Source organism: Burkholderia torrens (assembly GCF_984668525.1).
Genome location: NZ_OZ480212.1, coordinates 1,943,590 through 1,961,334 on the forward strand (window position 1 = coordinate 1,943,590; position 17,745 = coordinate 1,961,334).

Here is a 17,745-nt window from a genome sequence, read left to right on the forward strand (position 1 = left end):
AAATCATCTGATCCATATAATTCTGGATATACCTTCTCGAGACGAGGCATGCGATGGACTGGACCCACCGGCTGCGATTGCGGCATCTCCAGGTACTGCTGAGCCTGGCCGGCACCGGCAACCTGAGCCAGTCGGCGGTGGCGCTCGCGACCACGCAGCCCGCGCTGTCGAAATGGCTGAAGGAGCTGGAAGAGGATGTCGGGCTGCCGCTGTTCGAACGGCATGCGCGCGGCCTGCGGCCGACGTCGTACGGCGAAGCGCTGATCGAGCATGCGCGTCGCGTCGAAGCGCAGCTCGACGTCGCGCGCGACGACATGGCCGCGCTACGCGAAGGCGGCAGCGGCCTCGTGACGATCGGCACGTCGGGCGTTGCGGCGGCCGACACGGTGCCGCTCGCGGTGTCGCAGTTGCTGAAGCGGATGCCGCGAGCGCAGGTGCGGCTCACCGAAAGCACGATGAACCAGCTGATGCCGCAGCTCGCACGCAGCGAACTCGATATCGTCGTCGGCCGCTCGGGATCGACCTCAGTCGATCCGCTGCTGCATGCCGAAGCGCTGTACGTCGATCCGGTCGTGTTCGTCGCGCGGCCCGACCACGCGCTCGCCGGCGCGGCGTCGGTCGGCTGGGACGACGTGCTCGCCTACCCGTGGATCGTATGGCCGTCCGGCACGCCCGTGCACAACGCGCTGGAAGCCGCGCTGAATGCCGCCGGCCGCGTACAGCCGCCGCACTGCGTCGAATCGAATTCGTCGATCCTGAACCTCACGCTGCTGAACAACACCGACCTGCTCGGCGTCGCGTCGCAGCGTGCCGCGCGGCGCTTCGCGCAACTGAACGCGATCCGCATCCTGCCGATGGAGCTCGAGGGACAGGGCGCGGTGTCGATCTACTGGCACCCCGACAGCGCGAACCGCGCGGCCGTGGCCGCGACGATCGAGTGCCTGCGCGCCTGTGCGGCACCGCAAGTCGGCGGATGGGAGAAAGTGAAGGTGGAGTAAGCGGCGCGGCCCGGCGCGAACCGGGCCGCCTGGGCGCGACGCGTCACGCGCCGTCGCTGGATGCCGTGCCGTCGAGCATCAGCGTGCCGACCCGCGCGGGGACGAGCGGCGTGCGTGGCACCGGCGGCGTCCAGCCGAACAGCGCCTGCGCGGCCGCGCCGCATACGCGGCCCTGGCATGCGCCCATCCCGCAACGCGATTGCAGCTTGGCAGCCGTCCAGCCAGGTGCCTGTGCGACCGCATCGAAGCGCACATCCTCGCAACGGCACAGCAGCGTGTCGGGCCGCGCGAGCCGGCGGATCGGCTCGCGGATCGCAAAGCGCTCGCGCACGGCATCCGCAAAAGCCTGCCAGTGCGCGCGCCGCGCGACGAGCGCAGCCAACGGCGCCGTCTGCCCGGTCGCCGCGTAGCCGGCGATTTCGCCTTCGACCATCGCGAGTTCGCTGCCGCCGACACCCGTGCACTCGCCGGCTGCGAAATACCCGTCGCGGCTCGTACGCTGGTGCCCATCGACCGCCACCGCGCCGTTGTCGATCCGGCAGCCGAGATGGCTCGGCAGCACGGTGTTCGGTACGAGGCCGAAGCCGCAGGCGAGCCGGTCGCAATCGACCTCGAACACACGATCGCCCTGCCGGATCCGCACGCGTTCGAGCCGCTTGTCGCCGAACGCCTCGACGACATGCGCATCGGGCCGGTAAGCGGCCGTGACGAGCTTCGCGGCCTGCACGAGCTTCGACGGCCAGCGCCACAGCCCCGCGCCGAACCCGGCCACGTCGCCCCATGCGGCCTGCTCGAGCACGTGCGACACGCGCGCGCCGGCCTGACGGGCGGTCGCCGCGCTCGCGAGCAGCAGCGGCCCGCTGCCGGCGATCACCGTACGCTGCCCGCGCACGTCGAGCCCGTACTTGATCAGCGCCTGCAAACCGCCCGCCCCGGTGACGCCGGGCAGCGTCCAGCCCGGAAACGGCAGCAGCAGCTCGCGGGCACCGCAGCAGAGAATCAGCGTCCGGAAATCGAGCAGCCTCCCGCGTTCGTCGTCCTCGAGCAGCAACGTACCGGGCTGCGTTTCGGCGACGATGCGCGTCGCCGCGAGATGCGTGACGTTCGGCTGCCGCAGCACGGCGAGCCGTTCGGCGGCGGCCGGCGCAGGCGTGGCCGCCGCGCCCTGCCGCCAGATCTGCCCGCCCGCGCGCGGATTGTCGTCGACGATCGCAACCGTCGCGCCGCTTTGCGCGGCGGCCCGCGCGGCCGACAGCCCGGCCGGGCCCGCGCCGACGATCGCGACGTCGACGCTCAGTCGTTCCTGTTTCATCGCGTGCGCTCCACGTGCATCCCGTCGCGGCACAGCGTCTGGCACGCCAGCCGGCGCCGACCGTCGATCGTCATCCGGCATTCCTGGCAAATGCCCATCCCGCAAAACGGCGCACGCGCCGCACCCGTGCACGACACACGCGTCGTGTCGTCGCCGCTCGCCGCGACGGCGGCCGCGACGGTCGCACCGTCGGCCACCGTCAGCGCGCGGCCGTCCAGATGAATGATCATGTCAGCCTCCGCCGGGCCGCCCCAAGGGCGTAGCAGGGAATTCGCAGAGCATCGCTCTGCGCCTGCGTAGCCGGCCGGCTTTGCAAAGCCGGCCGTGGGCGGCTGACGGCCCCCTCGGGGGGCAGCGAACAAAGTGAGCGTGGGGGTCGTTTCATGTCAGCGCTCCGGCCAAGGACGACGCGGTCAGGAAGCGTCCCGGCAAATACGGTTCGATATCGATCGGCGGCCGCTCGCCGGCCATCAGCGCGGCGACGAGCCGCGCGCTGCCCGGCGCCGTCGTCACGCCGAGCCCCTCGTGCCCGACCGCAAGCCACACGCCTGGCCTTGCCGGGTGCTCGCCGAGCAGCGGCAGGCCGTCGGGGCTCGCGGAGCGGAATCCGGTCCATGAGCGGATGCCGTTCAGGTCGGCCAGATCCGGCAAATAGCCGACCGCGCGGCGCAGCATGCGTGCGAGCACGGGCGGCTCGACGCGCGCATCCTCGGTGTCGAACTGGCGCGACGAGCCGATCAGCAACTGGCCGGTCGGCCGTGGCTGCACATTGAACGCGACCGACGTGCCGTCGCTCGCATGCGCGCTTGCCGCATAGCCGAGCTCGACGAGCTGGTGCGACACGTGTCCCGGATAGCGGTCGGTGATCAGCAGGTGGCCCTTCTTCGGGCGCAGCGGCAGCTCGGGCAGCAGCGTGCGCGCGGCAACGCCGTTCGCGACGACCACGCGTTCCGCGCGCAGCGTGTCGCCGCTTGCAAGCGTCACGCTCGGGCCGTCGACCGCGACGGCCCGATCACGACGCAACGTGATGCGCGGCGCACGCTGCAGCAGCCAGTTCGCGGTAACCGGCGCGTAGAGAATCGCGTCGCCGGGAATCTTCAGCGCGCCGCCGAGGCCCGTGCGCAGCATCGGCTCCAATTGCGCGAGCGCCGCCGCGTCGATCAGTTCGCCGGCCACGCCGTGCGCGGCGAGCGTCGCCTGCTTCGCACGTGCCAGATCCATCTCGTGCGCATCGGCCGCGAGCCACAGCGTGCCGCAGTTGCGATAGGCGCAGCCTTCCGGCATCTCGCCGCTCAACGCGCGCCACAACTCGATCGAGTAATGGCTCAGCGCGAGCTCGGCCGCGTTGTCGTCCATCGCGACGAGGTGTCCCATCCCTGCGCCGGTCGCGCCGCCGCTCGCGTCGTCGACGACGAGCACGCGCAGCCCGCGCTGCGCGAGTTCGTGCGCGCACGCCGCGCCGACGATGCCGGCGCCGATCACGACGACGTCGGTCTTCGTGTCGCTCACGACCCGATGCCCCAGCCGAACGGGTCGTCTGCCTCGATCAACAGCGTCGCTTCCGCGCTCAGGTGCGCGCTGCCGCGGATCGTCGGCACGATGCCGCCGTCGGCCTGCTCGTAGCTCGCGTGGAACACGCTGCCGATCACGCTCGCCTGCCGCCACACGGCGCCCGGCGCGAGCTTGCCGTCGGCCGCGAGGCACGCGAGCTTCGCGCTGGTGCCGGTGCCGCACGGCGAACGGTCGTATGCAAGGCCCGGGCACAGCACGAAGCTGCGGCTGTCGTGCTCGGGATCGTCGGCGAACAGCTCGATGTGGTCGATCTCGCCGCCGTTCGCGCCGGTGATGCCCGCCCGTTCGAGCCCTTCACGCACGGCTGACGCATACGCGGTCAGCGCCGCGACGTTGTCGCCGGCCACACGCTGCCCGTGGTCGCTGATCAGGAAGAACCAGTTGCCGCCCCACGCAATGTCGCCCTTCGCGGGGCCGTATCCCGGCACGTCGAGCGCGACGCCCTGCGCATGGCGATACGCGGGCACGTTGCGCACGCTGACCGACAGGTCGTCGTGCAGCGTGGCCTCGACGGTACCGACGGGCGTTTCGATCCGGTGCACGCCGGGCGCGATGCGCCCCATGTGATGCAGCGTGCGTACGACGCCGATCGTGCCGTGCCCGCACATCCCGAGATAGCCACTATTGTTGAAGAAGATCACGCCGGCCGCCGCGTCGGGCGAGACGGGTTCGCACAGCAGCGCGCCGACCAGCACGTCGCTGCCGCGCGGCTCGAGGATGCACGCGGTGCGGTAGCGGTCGTGCTCGCGCGCGAGCACGTCGCGTCGCTCGGCCATCGTGCCGCTGCCGAGCGACGGGAAGCCGGACACGACGAGCCGAGTGGGTTCGCCGCCCGTGTGCGAATCGATGATCTGGATGCGCTTCATCATGAGCTGTCCGAAGTGGGGAAAGGAGCATAGCTTCCTCCGTCGCGCGTCCGTCCGCTTGTGGCTTTTCGATGAGGACGACGACGAAATCGGCATAGTGCGACGCGCCTGTCGCGCCCCTGCCGGCCGCTGTGCCGATTTCGTCATTTTGCTCCGCGATACGACTCAAGCGTGATGGGCGTTTGCGCGGCGATACTGGTTGCCACACCGACACACCCGTCGGCCGACCGATACGAACGTAGGAGATTTCAGTGAGCCGCAAAGCCATTCAGTGGACCGGGGTTTTCCCGGCCGTCAGCACCCAGTTCAAGCCGGACTTTTCCCTCGACATCGACGCCACGCACCGCGTGGTCAAGAACCTGGTGAACGACGGCGTGTCGGGCCTCGTGGTCTGCGGCACGGTCGGCGAAAACACGTCGCTGTCGACGAACGAGAAGCTCCAGGTGATCGAGGCCGCGCGCGACGCGGCCGGCGGCAAGATTCCGGTGATCGCCGGCATCGCCGAATTCACCACCGAATTCGCGCGCAACACGGTGCGTGAAGCGCAGCGCGTCGGCGTCGACGGCGTGATGGTGATGCCCGCGCTCGTGTACTCGGCCAAGCCGCACGAAACCGCCGCGCACTTCCGCGCGGTCGCGACGAGCACCGACCTGCCGGTGATGGTCTACAACAACCCGCCGATCTACAAGAACGACGTGACGCCCGACGTGCTGATCGCGCTGCAGGATTGCGAGAACATCGTCTGCTTCAAGGATTCGTCGGGCGATACGCGCCGCTTCATCGACCTGCGCAACGCGGTCGGCGATCGCTTCGTGCTGTTCGCGGGCCTCGACGACGTCGTGGTCGAGAGCATCGCGGTCGGCGCCGAAGGCTGGGTGTCGGGCATGTCGAACGCGTTCCCGAAGGAAGGCGAGACGCTGTTCCGCCTCGCGAAGCAGAAGCGCTTCGACGAAGCGCTCGCGCTCTACCGCTGGTTCATGCCGCTGCTGCACCTCGATGCGCGCCCCGACCTCGTGCAGTGCATCAAGCTGTGCGAAGAGCTGGTGGGCCGCGGCAGCGCGATCACGCGTCCGCCGCGGCTCGCGCTGCAGGGCGACACGCTCGCGGAAGTGAAAGCGATCGTCGCGAAGGCGCTCGAAACGCGCCCGGCACTGCCCGACGTCGGTCTCTGATCGACTCCCCTGCGGCGGCGTGCGGGCTTGCCCTGCACACCGCCGCCTCCGGTCCGGCATTGGCCTGCGGGCCCGTTCGCCCCGGCGCCCACCCGCGCCGCGTGTGAAGGGCCCGCGTCCCGCCCCGGTCGTTCGAACCGGGCGACGCCGGCCGGCAGGCGTGTGCGCTGCTCCGTCGGAGCGCGCGCAGCTCGCGCCTGCACCGCCATTCCCCCAGGAGACAAGCCCATGCCAGGCCAAGGCAACGCTCACCCGTCTGTCCCGCTTTCCCGTTCCGCGCACCCCGACGCGGGTCACGGCAAGTTCAAGAAACAGCTGTCGCTGACCGATCTCACGTTCATCGGTCTCGGCGCCATTTTCGGTTCGGGGTGGCTGTTCGCCGCGAGTCACGTGTCGACGATCGCGGGCCCGGCCGGCATCTTCTCGTGGCTGCTCGGCGGCTTCGCGGTGCTGCTGCTCGGCATCGTCTACTGCGAACTCGGCGCCGCACTGCCGCGTGCCGGCGGCGTCGTGCGCTACCCGGTGTTCTCGCACGGCCCGCTGCTCGGCTACCTGATGGGCTTCATCACGCTGATCGCCTTTTCAAGCCTGATCGCGATCGAGGTCGTCGCCGCGCGCCAGTATGCGGCCGCGTGGTTTCCGGGCCTCACCGTCGAAGGATCGAGCGACCCGACCACCGTCGGCTGGCTCGTGCAGGCCGCGCTGCTCTGCTTCTTCTTTTACCTGAACTATTCGAGCGTGAAGACGTTCGCGAAGGCGAACAACATCATCAGCATCTTCAAGTTCATCGTGCCGCTGGCGGTGATCGCGGTGCTGTTCACGTTCTTCAAGCCCGCGAACCTCACCGTGCAAGGCTTCGCGCCGTTCGGCATGCCGGGCATCGAGATGGCCGTGTCCGCGGGCGGCATCATCTTCGCGTATCTCGGGCTCACGCCGATCGTGTCGGTCGCGAGCGAGGTGCGCAATCCGCAGCGCACGATCCCGATCGCGCTGATCCTGTCGATCCTGCTGTCGACGCTGATTTACGTGCTGCTGCAGCTCGCGTTCATCGGCAGCATCCCGACGGCGATGCTCGCCGGCGGCTGGCACGACGTGAGCAAGGCGTTCTCGCTGCCGTACCGCGACATCGCGCTCGCGCTCGGCGTCGGCTGGCTCGCGGTGATGGTGGTCGCCGACGCGATGATCTCGCCGAGCGGCTGCGGCAACATCTACATGAACGCGACGCCGCGCGTCGTCTACGGCTGGGCGAAGACGGGCACGTTCTTCAAGGTGTTCACGCGCGTCGACGAAGCGTCGGGCATCCCGCGCGCGGGCCTGTGGCTCACGTTCGGCCTCGCGATCTTCTGGACGCTGCCGTTCCCGTCGTGGGAAGCGCTGATCAATATCGTGTCGGCCGCGCTCGTGCTGAGCTACGCGGTCGCGCCGGTGTCGGTCGCCGCGCTGCGCCGCACCGCGCCCGACCTGCCGCGGCCGTTCCGCGCGAGCGCGTTCGGCCTCACCGGCCCGGCGTCGTTCGTGATCGCCGCGCTGATCGTCTACTGGTCGGGCTGGAGCACGGTGTCCTGGCTGCTGGGCCTGCAGATCGTGATGTTCGTCATCTATCTCGCTTGCCGCCGCTGGGTGCCGACCGCGCACCTGAGCCTCGCCGAGCAAGTGCGCTCGTCCGCGTGGCTGATCGCGTTCTATGCCGCGATGATCGTGCTGTCTTATCTCGGCGGCTTCGGCGGCACGGGCCGGCTTGCGCATCCGTACGACACGGTCGTCGTCGCGGCCGTCGCGCTCGTCATCTACTACTGGGGCGCCAATACCGGCGTGCGCGCCGGCAAGCTGCAGCTCGACGACGACGAGGACTGACGCGCCCGCGCCCCTTTTTCATGATCCCTGCGGCCGGGCGCACCACGCCCGGCCCATGCTTTTTCCCGAGGAACACCATGCAACTCACAGGTCAACTGCTGATCGGCCAGTCCGCCGTCGCCGGACAGAACGGCACCCTCCACGCGATCGCCGCCGCCACCGGCGAACCGCTCGAACCCGCTTTCGGCGGCGCGAGCCTGCACGACCTGGAGGCAGCCTGCGCGCTCGCCGACGACGCGTTCGACACCTATCGCGAAACGTCGCTCGACGCCCGCGCCGCATTTCTCGACGCGATCGGCCGCCACATCATGGCGCTCGGCGACGACCTGATCGAGCGCTGCGTCATCGAAACGGGGCTGCCGCGCGCACGCGTCGAAGGCGAGCGCGGCCGCACGGTCGGCCAGCTCGCGCTGTTCGCGTCGCTCGTGCGCGACGGCGGCTTTCTCGACGCGCGAATCGATCCGGCGCGCCCCGAACGCAAGCCGCTGCCGCGCGTCGACCTGCGGCTGCGCAACGTCGCGGTCGGGCCCGTCGCCGTGTTCGGCGCGTCGAACTTCCCGCTCGCGTTCTCGGTCGCCGGCGGCGATACGGCATCGGCGCTCGCGGCCGGCTGCCCAGTGATCGTCAAGGCCCATTCCGCGCACCCGGGCACGTCGGAACTCGTCGGCCGCGCGATCCAGCAGGCCGCGCGCGAATGCGCGATGCCGGCCGGCGTGTTCTCGCTGCTGTTCGACGCGTCGCGCGAGATCGGCCAGGCGCTCGTCGCCGATCCGCGCATCAAGGCCGTCGGCTTCACCGGGTCGCGGCGCGGCGGCGTCGCGCTGATGCATATCGCGGCCGCGCGCGCCGAGCCGATTCCGGTCTACGCGGAAATGAGCTCGATCAATCCCGTGCTGCTGTTTCCCGCCGCGCTCGAGGCGCGCCACGACGCGATCGCGCCGCAGTTCGTCGCTTCGCTCACGCTCGGCGCCGGCCAGTTCTGCACGAACCCCGGCCTGGTGCTCGCCGTCGACGGCCCCGCGCTGCGCGCGTTCGAAGCCGCGGCGGCCGATGCCGTACGCGCGGCGGCCGCGCAGACGATGCTGACGCCGCCTATCCACGCGAGCTATGTACAAGGCGTCGCGGCGCTGCGCGAGCACGACGCGGTCGAGCTGCTGGCGGAAGGCGCGGCAGGCGGCCGCCACCAGGCCCGGGCGGCGCTGTTCTCGACCTCGGCCGACGCGTTCATCGCGCACCCCGAGCTGCGTGACGAAGTATTCGGCCCCGCGTCGCTGATCGTCCGCTGCCCGGATGCCGACACGCTGCATCGCGTGCTGAAGTCGCTCGACGGCCAGCTGACGATCGCCGCGCACCTCGCCGACGGCGATGCAGCGCTGTTCGCCGCACTGCGCCCGACGCTCGAGCGCAAGGCCGGCCGCATTCTCGTCAACGGCTTCGGCACCGGCGTCGAGGTCGGCCATGCGATGGTGCACGGCGGCCCGTTCCCCGCGACATCCGACCCACGCACGACGTCCGTCGGCGCACGCGCGATCGAGCGCTTCCTGCGCCCCGTGTCGTACCAGGACCTGCCGGACACGCTGCTGCCGGACGCGATCCGCAGCAGCAATCCGCTGAAGGTGCCGCAACGCATCGACGGCGTGCCCGTTCCGCGCGAGGTGAACCATGTCTGAGCAAACCGCCGAAGTCGTCCTGTCGCTCGACGAGGTCCACGCGCTCGCGCTGCGCGTGCTGACGCACAACGGGATGTCCGACGCGCATGCGCGGGCCATCGCCAACGTGATCACGCAGGGCCAGCGCGACGAATGCCATTCGCACGGCGTGTACCGGCTGCTCGTCTGCGTGCGTTCGCTGAAGAAGGGCAAGGTCGATCCGCAAGCGGTGCCGACGCTGCGCAAGCTGTCGTCGTCGATCGTTTCCGTCGATGCGCATCGCGGCTTCTCGCTGCTGAGCTTCGAAACCGGGTTGCCCGTGCTGGTCGGGATGGCGAAGGCGCACGGGATCGCCGCGATGACAATCAATCACTGCTACCACTTCTCCGCGCTGTGGCCCGAGGTCGAGGCGATCGCGGCCGAGGGGCTGGTCGGCATCGCGATGAACCCGAGCCACAGCTGGGTCGCGCCGGAAGGCGGCCGCGAACCCGTGTTCGGCACGAACCCGATCGCGTTCGCGTGGCCGCGCCCGGGCGGCGAGCCGTTCGTGTTCGATTTCGCGACGAGCGCGATCGCGCGCGGCGACATCGAGTTGCACGCGAAGCAAGGCAAGGCAATTCCATCGCACTGGGCGATCGATGCCGACGGCCAGCCGACCACCGACCCGAAGGCCGCGCTGCAGGGTGCGATGCGCACGTTCGGCGGTCACAAGGGCTCGGCGCTCGCGGCGATGGTCGAATTGCTCGGCGGTGCGCTGATCGGCGACATGACGAGCCGCGAATCGATGGACTTCGACGAAGGCGTCGGCGCGACGCCGTGCCACGGCGAGCTCGTGATCGCGTTCGACCCGAAGGTGTTCCTCGGCGACGATCTCGACGCAGGCCTCGCGCGCGGCGAACGGATGTTCGAGTCGATCGTTGCGCAGGGTGCGCGGCTGCCGTCGCAACGGCGCTTCGACGCCCGCGCGCGCAGCATCGCGAACGGCGTGCGGGTTCCGAAGGCGCTGTACGACGAGATCCTGACGCTGCTCGACTGACACCGGGGCGCCGGGGCGGCGCGGATTCGTCATCGACGCCGCCGCCGCCCGAACCGGCCGGGCGGACCGCCCGTCACCACCCCGCCCGTTACACCGCCCAAACCCGTCGCCGGCCCCATGGGCGCCACGCCCGCGGCGGCTGTGGGATAATCGACGGGTTTGCCCAGGGCGCAGCTCAAGAGGTTGTTCGCACGGGCGCGAGAGAGGCCTTTATTCCCCGTGCCTCCACCCTTTTCCGCGATCTTTCTTCAGCAACCACAATGCCCACTTACCGTTCCAAAACCTCCACCGCCGGCCGCAACATGGCAGGTGCGCGCTCGCTGTGGCGCGCCACCGGCATGAAAGACGACGATTTCTCGAAGCCGATCATTGCGGTCGTCAACTCGTTTACGCAGTTCGTGCCCGGGCACGTGCACCTGAAGGATCTCGGCCAGCTCGTCGCGCGCGAAATCGAGGCCGCGGGCGGCGTCGCGAAGGAATTCAACACGATCGCGGTCGACGACGGCATCGCGATGGGCCACGACGGCATGCTGTATTCGCTGCCGAGCCGCGACATCATCGCCGACTCGGTCGAGTACATGGTGAACGCGCACTGCGCGGACGCGATGGTGTGCATCTCGAACTGCGACAAGATCACGCCGGGGATGCTGATGGCCGCGATGCGCCTCAACATTCCGGTGATCTTCGTGTCGGGCGGCCCGATGGAAGCCGGCAAGACGCGCCTCGCGAACCCCGTTACCAAGACCGTCGAACTGAAGAAGCTCGACCTCGTCGATGCGATGGTGATCGCGGTCGACCCGTCGTATTCGGACGCCGAAGTCGCCGAAGTCGAACGCTCGGCCTGCCCGACCTGCGGCTCGTGCTCGGGCATGTTCACCGCGAACTCGATGAACTGCCTGACCGAAGCGCTCGGACTGTCGCTGCCGGGCAACGGCACGGTGGTCGCCACCCACGCCGATCGCGAACAGCTGTTCAAGCGCGCCGGCCGCCGCATCGTCGAGCTGACGCGCCAGCACTACGAGCAGGACGACGAACGCGTGCTGCCGCGCTCGGTCGGCTTCGCCGCATTCGAGAACGCGATGACGCTCGACATCGCAATGGGCGGCTCGACCAACACGATCCTGCACCTGCTGGCGATCGCGCAGGAAGCCGGCATCGACTTCACGATGAAGGACATCGATCGCCTGTCGCGCTCGGTGCCGCAGCTGTGCAAGGTCGCGCCGAACACGAACAAGTACCACATCGAGGACGTGCACCGCGCAGGCGGCATCATGGCGATCCTCGGCGAGCTCGAACGCGCCGGCAAGCTGCACACCGACGTGCCGACCGTGCACGCCCCGACGCTGAAGGACGCACTGGACCAGTGGGACATCGTCCGCACGCAGGACGATGCGGTCCGCACGTTCTACCTGGCCGGCCCGGCCGGCATCCCGACGCAGGTGGCGTTCAGCCAGGACACGCGCTGGCCGAGCCTCGATCTCGATCGCGCCGATGGCTGCATCCGCTCGTACAAGCATGCGTTCTCGAAGGAAGGCGGCCTCGCGGTTCTGACGGGCAACATCGCGCTCGACGGCTGCGTGGTGAAGACGGCCGGCGTCGACGAAAGCATCCTCGTGTTCGAGGGCGCGGCTCACGTGACCGAATCGCAGGACGAAGCCGTTGAAAACATCCTGAACGACAAGGTCAAGGCCGGCGACGTGGTGATCGTGCGCTACGAAGGCCCGAAGGGCGGCCCGGGCATGCAGGAAATGCTCTACCCGACCAGCTACATCAAGTCGAAGGGGCTCGGCAAGGCCTGCGCGCTGCTGACGGACGGCCGCTTCTCGGGCGGTACGTCGGGCCTGTCGATCGGCCATTGCTCGCCGGAAGCGGCAGCCGGCGGCGCGATCGGCCTCGTGCGCGACGGCGACCGGATCCGCATCGACATCCCGAACCGCACGATCAACGTGCTGGTGTCGGACGAGGAACTGGCGCGCCGCCGCGAAGAGCAGAACGCGAAGGGCTGGAAGCCGGCGCAGCCGCGTCCGCGCAAGGTGTCCGCCGCGCTGAAGGCCTACGCGAAGCTGGTCATGTCGGCCGACAAGGGCGCCGTGCGCGACCTGTCGCTGCTGGACGACTGACGCAACAGGCCAGGCTGGCGGTCGGTTGCGGGCCATGCAGCCGACCGCTCGCCCCAATCAAAAGCCGCTCTCCGGAGCGGCTTTTTTTCGTTCGGCGTCCGGAGAAACCGCGGCGCCGGCAACATCAGTGACGGAATTCTTCGGGGCCGCCGCCGCCCCCACCTCCACCATGGTTACCGCCACCATTTCCGCCACCTTGCGGCCGTGCATAACCGCCGCCCCCGCCTCCCTGACGCACCGGCGGCATCGGACGTGCCTCGCCACCCGGCGCAGGCATCGGACGCGCCTCACCACCCTGCGCGGGCGGCGGGCGCAACACGGCCGGCGGAGGGCTGGCTGGACGCGCGTTGCCCGCCCCGCCCGGCATTGGTGAGGGCGCCGGTGCCGCCGGCGGCGGCGGTGTGCGAATTGCGCCGTTCCAGCCGCCGCGCGCAGCCGACGGCCGCGTGTCGTGCACGGGCGGCTGACCGCCCGGTACAACCTGCATCGGCCCGCCCGGCTGAGGACGGCCTTGCCCCGGCGGCATGCCTCCGGGGCCGAGCCTCGGCTCCGGACGATGCGCCCAGCGATCGCGGTCGTGGTACCACGGGCGATGCCGGTAATAGCGATCCCAGTACGCGCCGATCGCGAATCCCGTCACCGGAACCCCGATGATCGCGCCGTATTCGAGCAACGGCACGTAGTTGCCCTGGTACGGATACTCGAGCAACTGCGCGTCGATCCAGCCGCGCACGCCCGGCAGCGCGACGTCGCACCACGAGTAGTCGCTCAGGCAGCCGAATACGTCCAGTGCGGTATTCGGCGGGATCTGCGCGACCACCGGGTAATCGGGCGCCGGCCCCGCAAACAGCTCGGCCGGCGAGTTCGTGTAAGCGCTGCTCTGCGCGTCGGCCATGCCCGGCGCGGCTGCAAGGCCGGCCAGGACGACGCACAGACTTCGGACAAACGTGTTCCTCATGATGCTCTCCCGCGCGGTACCGCCGCGCGCCGGTCAATGCCGATCAGTGCCGATGGCCGCCGCCCCAGTGGCCGCCACCCCAATGCCCGCCGCCCCACGGACGATGCCAGTACCCGCCGCGTCCGCCCCAGTACCCGCCGCCCCAGCGGCCCCAGAAGCCGATCGTGACGGGTGGCCCGTACCAGCCCGAGTAATACGCGGGGTAGGCGTACGGATACGGCGGCGGCACATAGGCCGGCGCGACATACACGGGCGCTGGCGCATCGACGTAGTCCGGTGCGGCAGGCATCGTGGAGGGGGCCGGAACGGGCGCGGCCGGTGCAACCGGAACTTCACGCTGCGTCACCGTGGCGGGTATGGGCGCGTAATAAGGTGCATAGCCGTACGGGCTCGTGTAGTAGCAGCCGCCGAGCGTCAACACGGCCAGCGCGATGACGGCTGGCCTCGCGGCGGGAATCGGGTTCATCTCGTGCTCCGGCAGAATCCGCGCGCCGCCGCCGGGCGCGCGCCTGACTCTAGCTTACGTCCCCTGCAGATTTCCGCGCGTATGATCGGTTACTTTTTGTTTCCTGCCGAGGACGGTACGAGCGGGCATGCAGTGTGCTGACCCGTCCGCGGCGTCCGCGTTGAAGTTGGCGCAAATGCCCTCACCTTGAACGATGTCAGGCTGACCGGCGCGGACAGGTGTTCGCGAACGACCGGCGGCCGCCCACCGGCGAGCTTCGGCCCGCCCAGACAGGAGCGCGGCTCGCGCCGCCATCGACATGACTACGCCACGCCCCACTCCCCGGGCGGACACACCGCTCGATCCGATCATCCAGTTGCTGGCGCTTGCCGGCGAACAGGGTTATCTGACACACGCCGACCTCGTCGACGCGCTGCCGCCCGAAAGCGACAGCCCCGATGCGCTCGACGTCGTGCGCGCCGCGCTGGCCGACATCGGCATCGCCGTGCTCGACGAGCCGGCCGTGCCTGCGCCGTTCGCCGGCGCGGCGCCGGTCGACGTCGATCGCGACGCGCTCGACGAAGGCCGCGCGATGCTCGGTGACCTGACTCGCGGCACGGCCGCGTCGACCGATCCGCTCGCGCTCTACATGCGGCGCATGCAGGCCGTGCCGCTGCTCACGCGCGAAGGCGAAATCGTGCTCGCCCGTGAAATCGAGACGGGCCGCCATCAGGTGCTGCATGCCATCGCAGGCTATCCGGCGGCCGTCGACGCGCTGCTCGTGCGTCACGGCGCAACGGGTATGACGAGTGCGACCGGCACGGCCGACGAAGACGAAGGCGATACGCCCGCGCCCGCCCGCTACGACGTGCTGCAGGCCGCGGTGTCGACGTTGCGCGACGCATTGCAGGCGCAGGGCTTCCGTTCGGACGCATACCGCGACGCGCGCAACGCCGTGGCCGCGCTGCTCGGCTCGCTCGCGTGGGTTGCACCGGCCGTCGACGACGCCAGCCGCCTCGTGCGTACGCTCGCAACCGCGCCGCATGACGCTGCGACGGGCGAAGCTGCCTGCTTCGACGCGGTCGCGCGGCGGGCACTCGCGGCCGCGCTGAACGACGGCCAGCAGAAAGTGCGCGATGCGACGCGCGCGATGCTCGAAGCGAACCTGCGGCTCGTGCTGTCGATCGCGCGCAAGTACATGAACCGTGGCGTCGACCTGTCCGATCTCGTGCAGGACGGCTGCCTCGGCCTGATGCGCGCGATCGAGAAGTTCGAATACCGGCGCGGGTTCAAGTTCTCGACCTATGCGACCTGGTGGATCCGTCAGGCGATCACGCGGGCGGTCGCCGATCGCTCGCGCACGATCCGCGTACCGGTGCACGTCGGCGACCAGTACCAGCGCGTGCAGCGGCATGCGCTGCGCTTTCGCCAGCGCACGGGCCGCCGGGCGACGCCGGCCGAACTGGCGGCCGAAACCGGCCTCGCCGAGGACAAGCTGCGCGCGGTGCTGGCGCTGCCGGCGGAGCCCGTCTCGCTCGACACGCCGCTGCCCGACGCGGACACCGGGCTCGTCGAGCTGATCGAGGATCAAACCTCGGCCAGCCCGTTCGAGCAACTGGCCGACACGCGCATGCGCGACTGCGTGCGTTCGTTGCTCCGGTCGGTCACGCCGGCCGAGGCCGACGTGCTGCGTCGCCGGTTCGGCCTCGGCGGTGCCGAGCCCGATACGTACGACGCCATCGCGCAGGACGCGGGCATGTCCCGCGAACGCGTGCGGCAGATCGAGAAACGGGCGCTCGCCGCGCTGCGCACGGCCGCCGAGGCCGAGAACGCGCAGTCATTCCTCGACGCATAAGCGCCCACGCAACGCACGGTCGTGCCACCAACCGGCACGACCGTGCGCTTCGCGCCTGTGCTACGTTTGCCATTGACGTGCATCAAGTTTTCTTCGTCGCGTGTCGCGACAATGGTGAAAAGTCGACCGGCGCATCGTTCGCCGTGTCCGTTCCGTTTGAGCTTCCCCAGGTCCCTCGCCATGCAGACGACCGCCAGCCAAACGTTCGAGGAAAACCGGCACATCGCGACCTGCCTGCGCGAGGCCGCGCAACGGCTGGCCGACCAGGGCGCGAACCCGTACCGGGTCGCGGCCTACCGCGCGTCGGCCGAGACGGTCGATGCGCTCGACCGCGATATCCGCACCGTGTTCGAATCCGGCGGCATCGACGCGCTCGGTGCGCTGCCCGAGATCGGCACGGGCGTCGCGCAGGCGATCGCCGAGTTGCTGGTGACGGGCCGCTGGCGCCAGCTCGACCGGCTGTGCGGCGACGCCCAACGCACGTCCGCGTTCGAAGCCGTGCCGGGCATCGGCCATGCGCTCGCGCTGCGCATTCACGACCTGCTGCACATCGATACGCTCGAGGAGCTCGAACGCGCGGCCCGCAACGGCCAGCTCGAAACGATCTCGGGCGTCGGCCCGCGGCGTGCGGCCGGCATCCTCACCGCGCTCGACGACGTGCTGAGCCGTCGCCGGCGCTGGCAGGGTCACATGCAGCATGCCGGGCCCGGCACGGAGCCGCCCGTCGAGCTGCTGCTCTACATCGACCGCCAGTACCGCAACAAGGCGGCCGCCGGCGTGCTGCCGACGCTCGCGCACCGGCGCCTGAACGCGGACGGCTACGTGCCGCCACCCGTGATGCACATGACCAAGGGCGGCTGGCATTTCACCGCGGTGAGCCTGCATGCCGCGATGCGCACGCCGGAAGCCGGCCGCCCGACGGACTGGGTCTCGCTCTATTTCTACGACGCCGTGCAGTGCGAGCACCAGCGCACCGTCTTCACCGAGACGTACGGCTCGCTCGTCGGCAAGCGCATCGTGCGCGGACGCGAGATGGAATGCCGCGTGTATTACGCGGGATGAATCAGTCGTCGGCGGTCTCGTCGATGTCGAACGCGACGTCGAGCATCGACGCGATCTCGCGACATGCATGGGTGAGTGTGCGTGTGCGGCGATCGGAATAGTCCGCCGCGAGATAGAACCAGGCCGAAAACGACCCGTAATCGTCTTTGCTGTCCCGGTTCGGTACGTCGAACCAGAACGTCACCATGTAGCCGCCCTTCCAGCGAACCGGAATCACCTGCGTGAGCCGCAGTCTCGTGATTGCACCGCGGCGGAACCGGAAGCTGTCGTCACCGACGCGGAACCCCGACCACGCGCCGTCGCTCGACACGAACACGGTCAACGCATCGTCCGGCAGGGCGACGGACAAGACCTCTTCCGGGGCCAGGTCGGCCGCCGACACCATCGCCGCCTCCGAACCGTCACGCCCCGTCTCGACATCCACGTACGCTTCGATCGTCCGCTTCGCCTTGTCGTAGAAACTGCGCGTGACGTCGGACCGCACGGCGTCGGCAATCAGCACCAGTTGTTTGAATCGTGCACGCTCGCCATATCGAAGCGGCACGTCGGGTGCGTCGTCGGACTCGTCAGCCGGTTTATCCTCCAGACCATCGGCCCGTACAGGCGGTGCGGTCATGACAAGCGGTTCAACGCCCCCGCGCCGCCGATTCACCCAGGCGATTGCCCACGCCAGCAGCACGGGCGGCGTCACCATCGTGACGGCCGCCGTCGCAAGCCCGGCGAGCACCCCGTAATGCGGCGCGACCCTCGATGCCGCATACGCGGCAGGAAACACCAGCAAAATCCACACGCTGCAACCCCGTTGTTCCTGTTTGCGATGTCCGGCATCGCATGACTCGACGCACC

At 69.6% G+C, this 17,745-nt stretch carries 15 protein-coding genes; 8 read left to right on the forward strand and 7 right to left on the reverse strand.

The features are described 5' to 3' along the window. Window positions 1-53 precede the first annotated feature (53 nt). Window positions 54-998, forward strand: coding sequence for a LysR family transcriptional regulator (locus AC5LXX_RS24965; protein WP_493411380.1), 945 nt, complete (start codon window positions 54-56; stop codon window positions 996-998). A gap of 43 nt (window positions 999-1,041) precedes the next feature. Here the strand turns inward: AC5LXX_RS24965 and AC5LXX_RS24970 are convergent, their stop codons facing one another. The 4 genes from AC5LXX_RS24970 to AC5LXX_RS24985 all read right to left on the reverse strand — a co-directional run bounded on the left by AC5LXX_RS24970 (window position 1,042) and on the right by AC5LXX_RS24985 (window position 4,748). Beyond that, the gene (locus tag AC5LXX_RS24970) at window positions 1,042-2,310 is read right to left on the reverse strand and encodes an FAD-dependent oxidoreductase (RefSeq protein WP_493411381.1); all 1,269 of its coding nucleotides are present in this window, start codon (window positions 2,308-2,310) and stop codon (window positions 1,042-1,044) included. Then, entirely contained in the window at window positions 2,307-2,540 is a 234-nt protein-coding gene (locus AC5LXX_RS24975) for a 2Fe-2S iron-sulfur cluster-binding protein (RefSeq protein WP_124448064.1), read from the reverse strand. The genes AC5LXX_RS24970 and AC5LXX_RS24975 overlap by 4 nt, the downstream gene beginning before the upstream one ends. A 151-nt stretch (window positions 2,541-2,691) precedes the next feature. Next, entirely contained in the window at window positions 2,692-3,819 is a 1,128-nt protein-coding gene (locus tag AC5LXX_RS24980) for an NAD(P)/FAD-dependent oxidoreductase (protein ID WP_493411382.1), read from the reverse strand. Further along, window positions 3,816-4,748, reverse strand: a complete 933-nt coding sequence (locus AC5LXX_RS24985) for a 4-hydroxyproline epimerase (RefSeq protein ID WP_493413409.1) — start codon at window positions 4,746-4,748, stop codon at window positions 3,816-3,818. Before AC5LXX_RS24985 ends, AC5LXX_RS24980 begins: the two co-directional genes overlap by 4 nt. 251 nt (window positions 4,749-4,999) lie before the next feature. Here AC5LXX_RS24985 and AC5LXX_RS24990 point away from each other — a divergent pair, with 251 nt between their 5' ends. The 5 genes from AC5LXX_RS24990 to ilvD all read left to right on the forward strand — a co-directional run bounded on the left by AC5LXX_RS24990 (window position 5,000) and on the right by ilvD (window position 12,579). Beyond that, complete coding sequence (locus tag AC5LXX_RS24990) at window positions 5,000-5,920, forward strand: dihydrodipicolinate synthase family protein (RefSeq protein ID WP_493411383.1); 921 nt, start codon at window positions 5,000-5,002, stop codon at window positions 5,918-5,920. A gap of 228 nt (window positions 5,921-6,148) precedes the next feature. Continuing rightward, window positions 6,149-7,774, forward strand: coding sequence for an APC family permease (locus tag AC5LXX_RS24995; protein WP_493411384.1), 1,626 nt, complete (start codon window positions 6,149-6,151; stop codon window positions 7,772-7,774). Between the two features lie 77 nt (window positions 7,775-7,851). Then, window positions 7,852-9,444, forward strand: coding sequence for an aldehyde dehydrogenase (NADP(+)) (locus AC5LXX_RS25000; RefSeq protein WP_493411385.1), 1,593 nt, complete (start codon window positions 7,852-7,854; stop codon window positions 9,442-9,444). Continuing rightward, the gene (locus AC5LXX_RS25005; RefSeq protein ID WP_493403378.1) at window positions 9,437-10,459 is read left to right on the forward strand and encodes an Ldh family oxidoreductase; all 1,023 of its coding nucleotides are present in this window, start codon (window positions 9,437-9,439) and stop codon (window positions 10,457-10,459) included. Before AC5LXX_RS25000 ends, AC5LXX_RS25005 begins: the two co-directional genes overlap by 8 nt. A 260-nt stretch (window positions 10,460-10,719) precedes the next feature. Beyond that, window positions 10,720-12,579: a dihydroxy-acid dehydratase gene (gene ilvD, locus AC5LXX_RS25010; RefSeq protein ID WP_493411386.1), complete on the forward strand. Its 1,860-nt coding sequence runs from the start codon at window positions 10,720-10,722 to the stop codon at window positions 12,577-12,579. A 124-nt stretch (window positions 12,580-12,703) separates the two neighbouring features. Here the strand turns inward: ilvD and AC5LXX_RS25015 are convergent, their stop codons facing one another. Further along, complete coding sequence (locus tag AC5LXX_RS25015; RefSeq protein ID WP_493411387.1) at window positions 12,704-13,537, reverse strand: SH3 domain-containing protein; 834 nt, start codon at window positions 13,535-13,537, stop codon at window positions 12,704-12,706. A gap of 43 nt (window positions 13,538-13,580) precedes the next feature. Then, on the reverse strand, window positions 13,581-14,003 hold the full coding sequence (locus tag AC5LXX_RS25020) for a hypothetical protein (protein ID WP_493411388.1): 423 nt from the start codon (window positions 14,001-14,003) through the stop codon (window positions 13,581-13,583). A 298-nt stretch (window positions 14,004-14,301) separates the two neighbouring features. Between AC5LXX_RS25020 and AC5LXX_RS25025 the strand changes: the two genes are divergently transcribed. Then, window positions 14,302-15,837, forward strand: a complete 1,536-nt coding sequence (locus AC5LXX_RS25025) for a sigma-70 family RNA polymerase sigma factor (protein WP_493411389.1) — start codon at window positions 14,302-14,304, stop codon at window positions 15,835-15,837. A gap of 180 nt (window positions 15,838-16,017) precedes the next feature. After that, window positions 16,018-16,899 carry a helix-hairpin-helix domain-containing protein gene (locus AC5LXX_RS25030; protein ID WP_493403383.1) on the forward strand — a complete coding sequence of 294 codons (882 nt, stop codon included), beginning with the start codon at window positions 16,018-16,020 and terminating at the stop codon, window positions 16,897-16,899. Window position 16,900: 1 nt separating this feature from the next. On the opposite strand, the gene AC5LXX_RS25035 is transcribed toward AC5LXX_RS25030, so the two are convergent. Further along, a complete protein-coding gene (locus AC5LXX_RS25035; protein WP_493411390.1) occupies window positions 16,901-17,689 on the reverse strand; it encodes a hypothetical protein in 789 nt (262 codons plus the stop codon). Between the last annotated feature and the right edge of the window lie 56 nt (window positions 17,690-17,745).

What these genes read in the sequence shown, in the direction of transcription:
- AC5LXX_RS24965 (WP_493411380.1), top strand. Translation starts at nt 54, where the DNA reads ATGGACTGGACCCACCGGCTGCGATTGCGGCATCTCCAGGTACTGCTG.
- AC5LXX_RS24970 (WP_493411381.1), bottom strand. Translation starts at nt 2,310, where the DNA reads ATGAAACAGGAACGACTGAGCGTCGACGTCGCGATCGTCGGCGCGGGC.
- AC5LXX_RS24975 (WP_124448064.1), bottom strand. Translation starts at nt 2,540, where the DNA reads ATGATCATTCATCTGGACGGCCGCGCGCTGACGGTGGCCGACGGTGCG.
- AC5LXX_RS24985 (WP_493413409.1), bottom strand. Translation starts at nt 4,748, where the DNA reads ATGAAGCGCATCCAGATCATCGATTCGCACACGGGCGGCGAACCCACT.
- AC5LXX_RS24995 (WP_493411384.1), top strand. Translation starts at nt 6,149, where the DNA reads ATGCCAGGCCAAGGCAACGCTCACCCGTCTGTCCCGCTTTCCCGTTCC.
- AC5LXX_RS25000 (WP_493411385.1), top strand. Translation starts at nt 7,852, where the DNA reads ATGCAACTCACAGGTCAACTGCTGATCGGCCAGTCCGCCGTCGCCGGA.
- AC5LXX_RS25005 (WP_493403378.1), top strand. Translation starts at nt 9,437, where the DNA reads ATGTCTGAGCAAACCGCCGAAGTCGTCCTGTCGCTCGACGAGGTCCAC.
- ilvD (WP_493411386.1), top strand. Translation starts at nt 10,720, where the DNA reads ATGCCCACTTACCGTTCCAAAACCTCCACCGCCGGCCGCAACATGGCA.
- AC5LXX_RS25015 (WP_493411387.1), bottom strand. Translation starts at nt 13,537, where the DNA reads ATGAGGAACACGTTTGTCCGAAGTCTGTGCGTCGTCCTGGCCGGCCTT.
- AC5LXX_RS25020 (WP_493411388.1), bottom strand. Translation starts at nt 14,003, where the DNA reads ATGAACCCGATTCCCGCCGCGAGGCCAGCCGTCATCGCGCTGGCCGTG.
- AC5LXX_RS25025 (WP_493411389.1), top strand. Translation starts at nt 14,302, where the DNA reads ATGACTACGCCACGCCCCACTCCCCGGGCGGACACACCGCTCGATCCG.
- AC5LXX_RS25030 (WP_493403383.1), top strand. Translation starts at nt 16,018, where the DNA reads ATGCAGACGACCGCCAGCCAAACGTTCGAGGAAAACCGGCACATCGCG.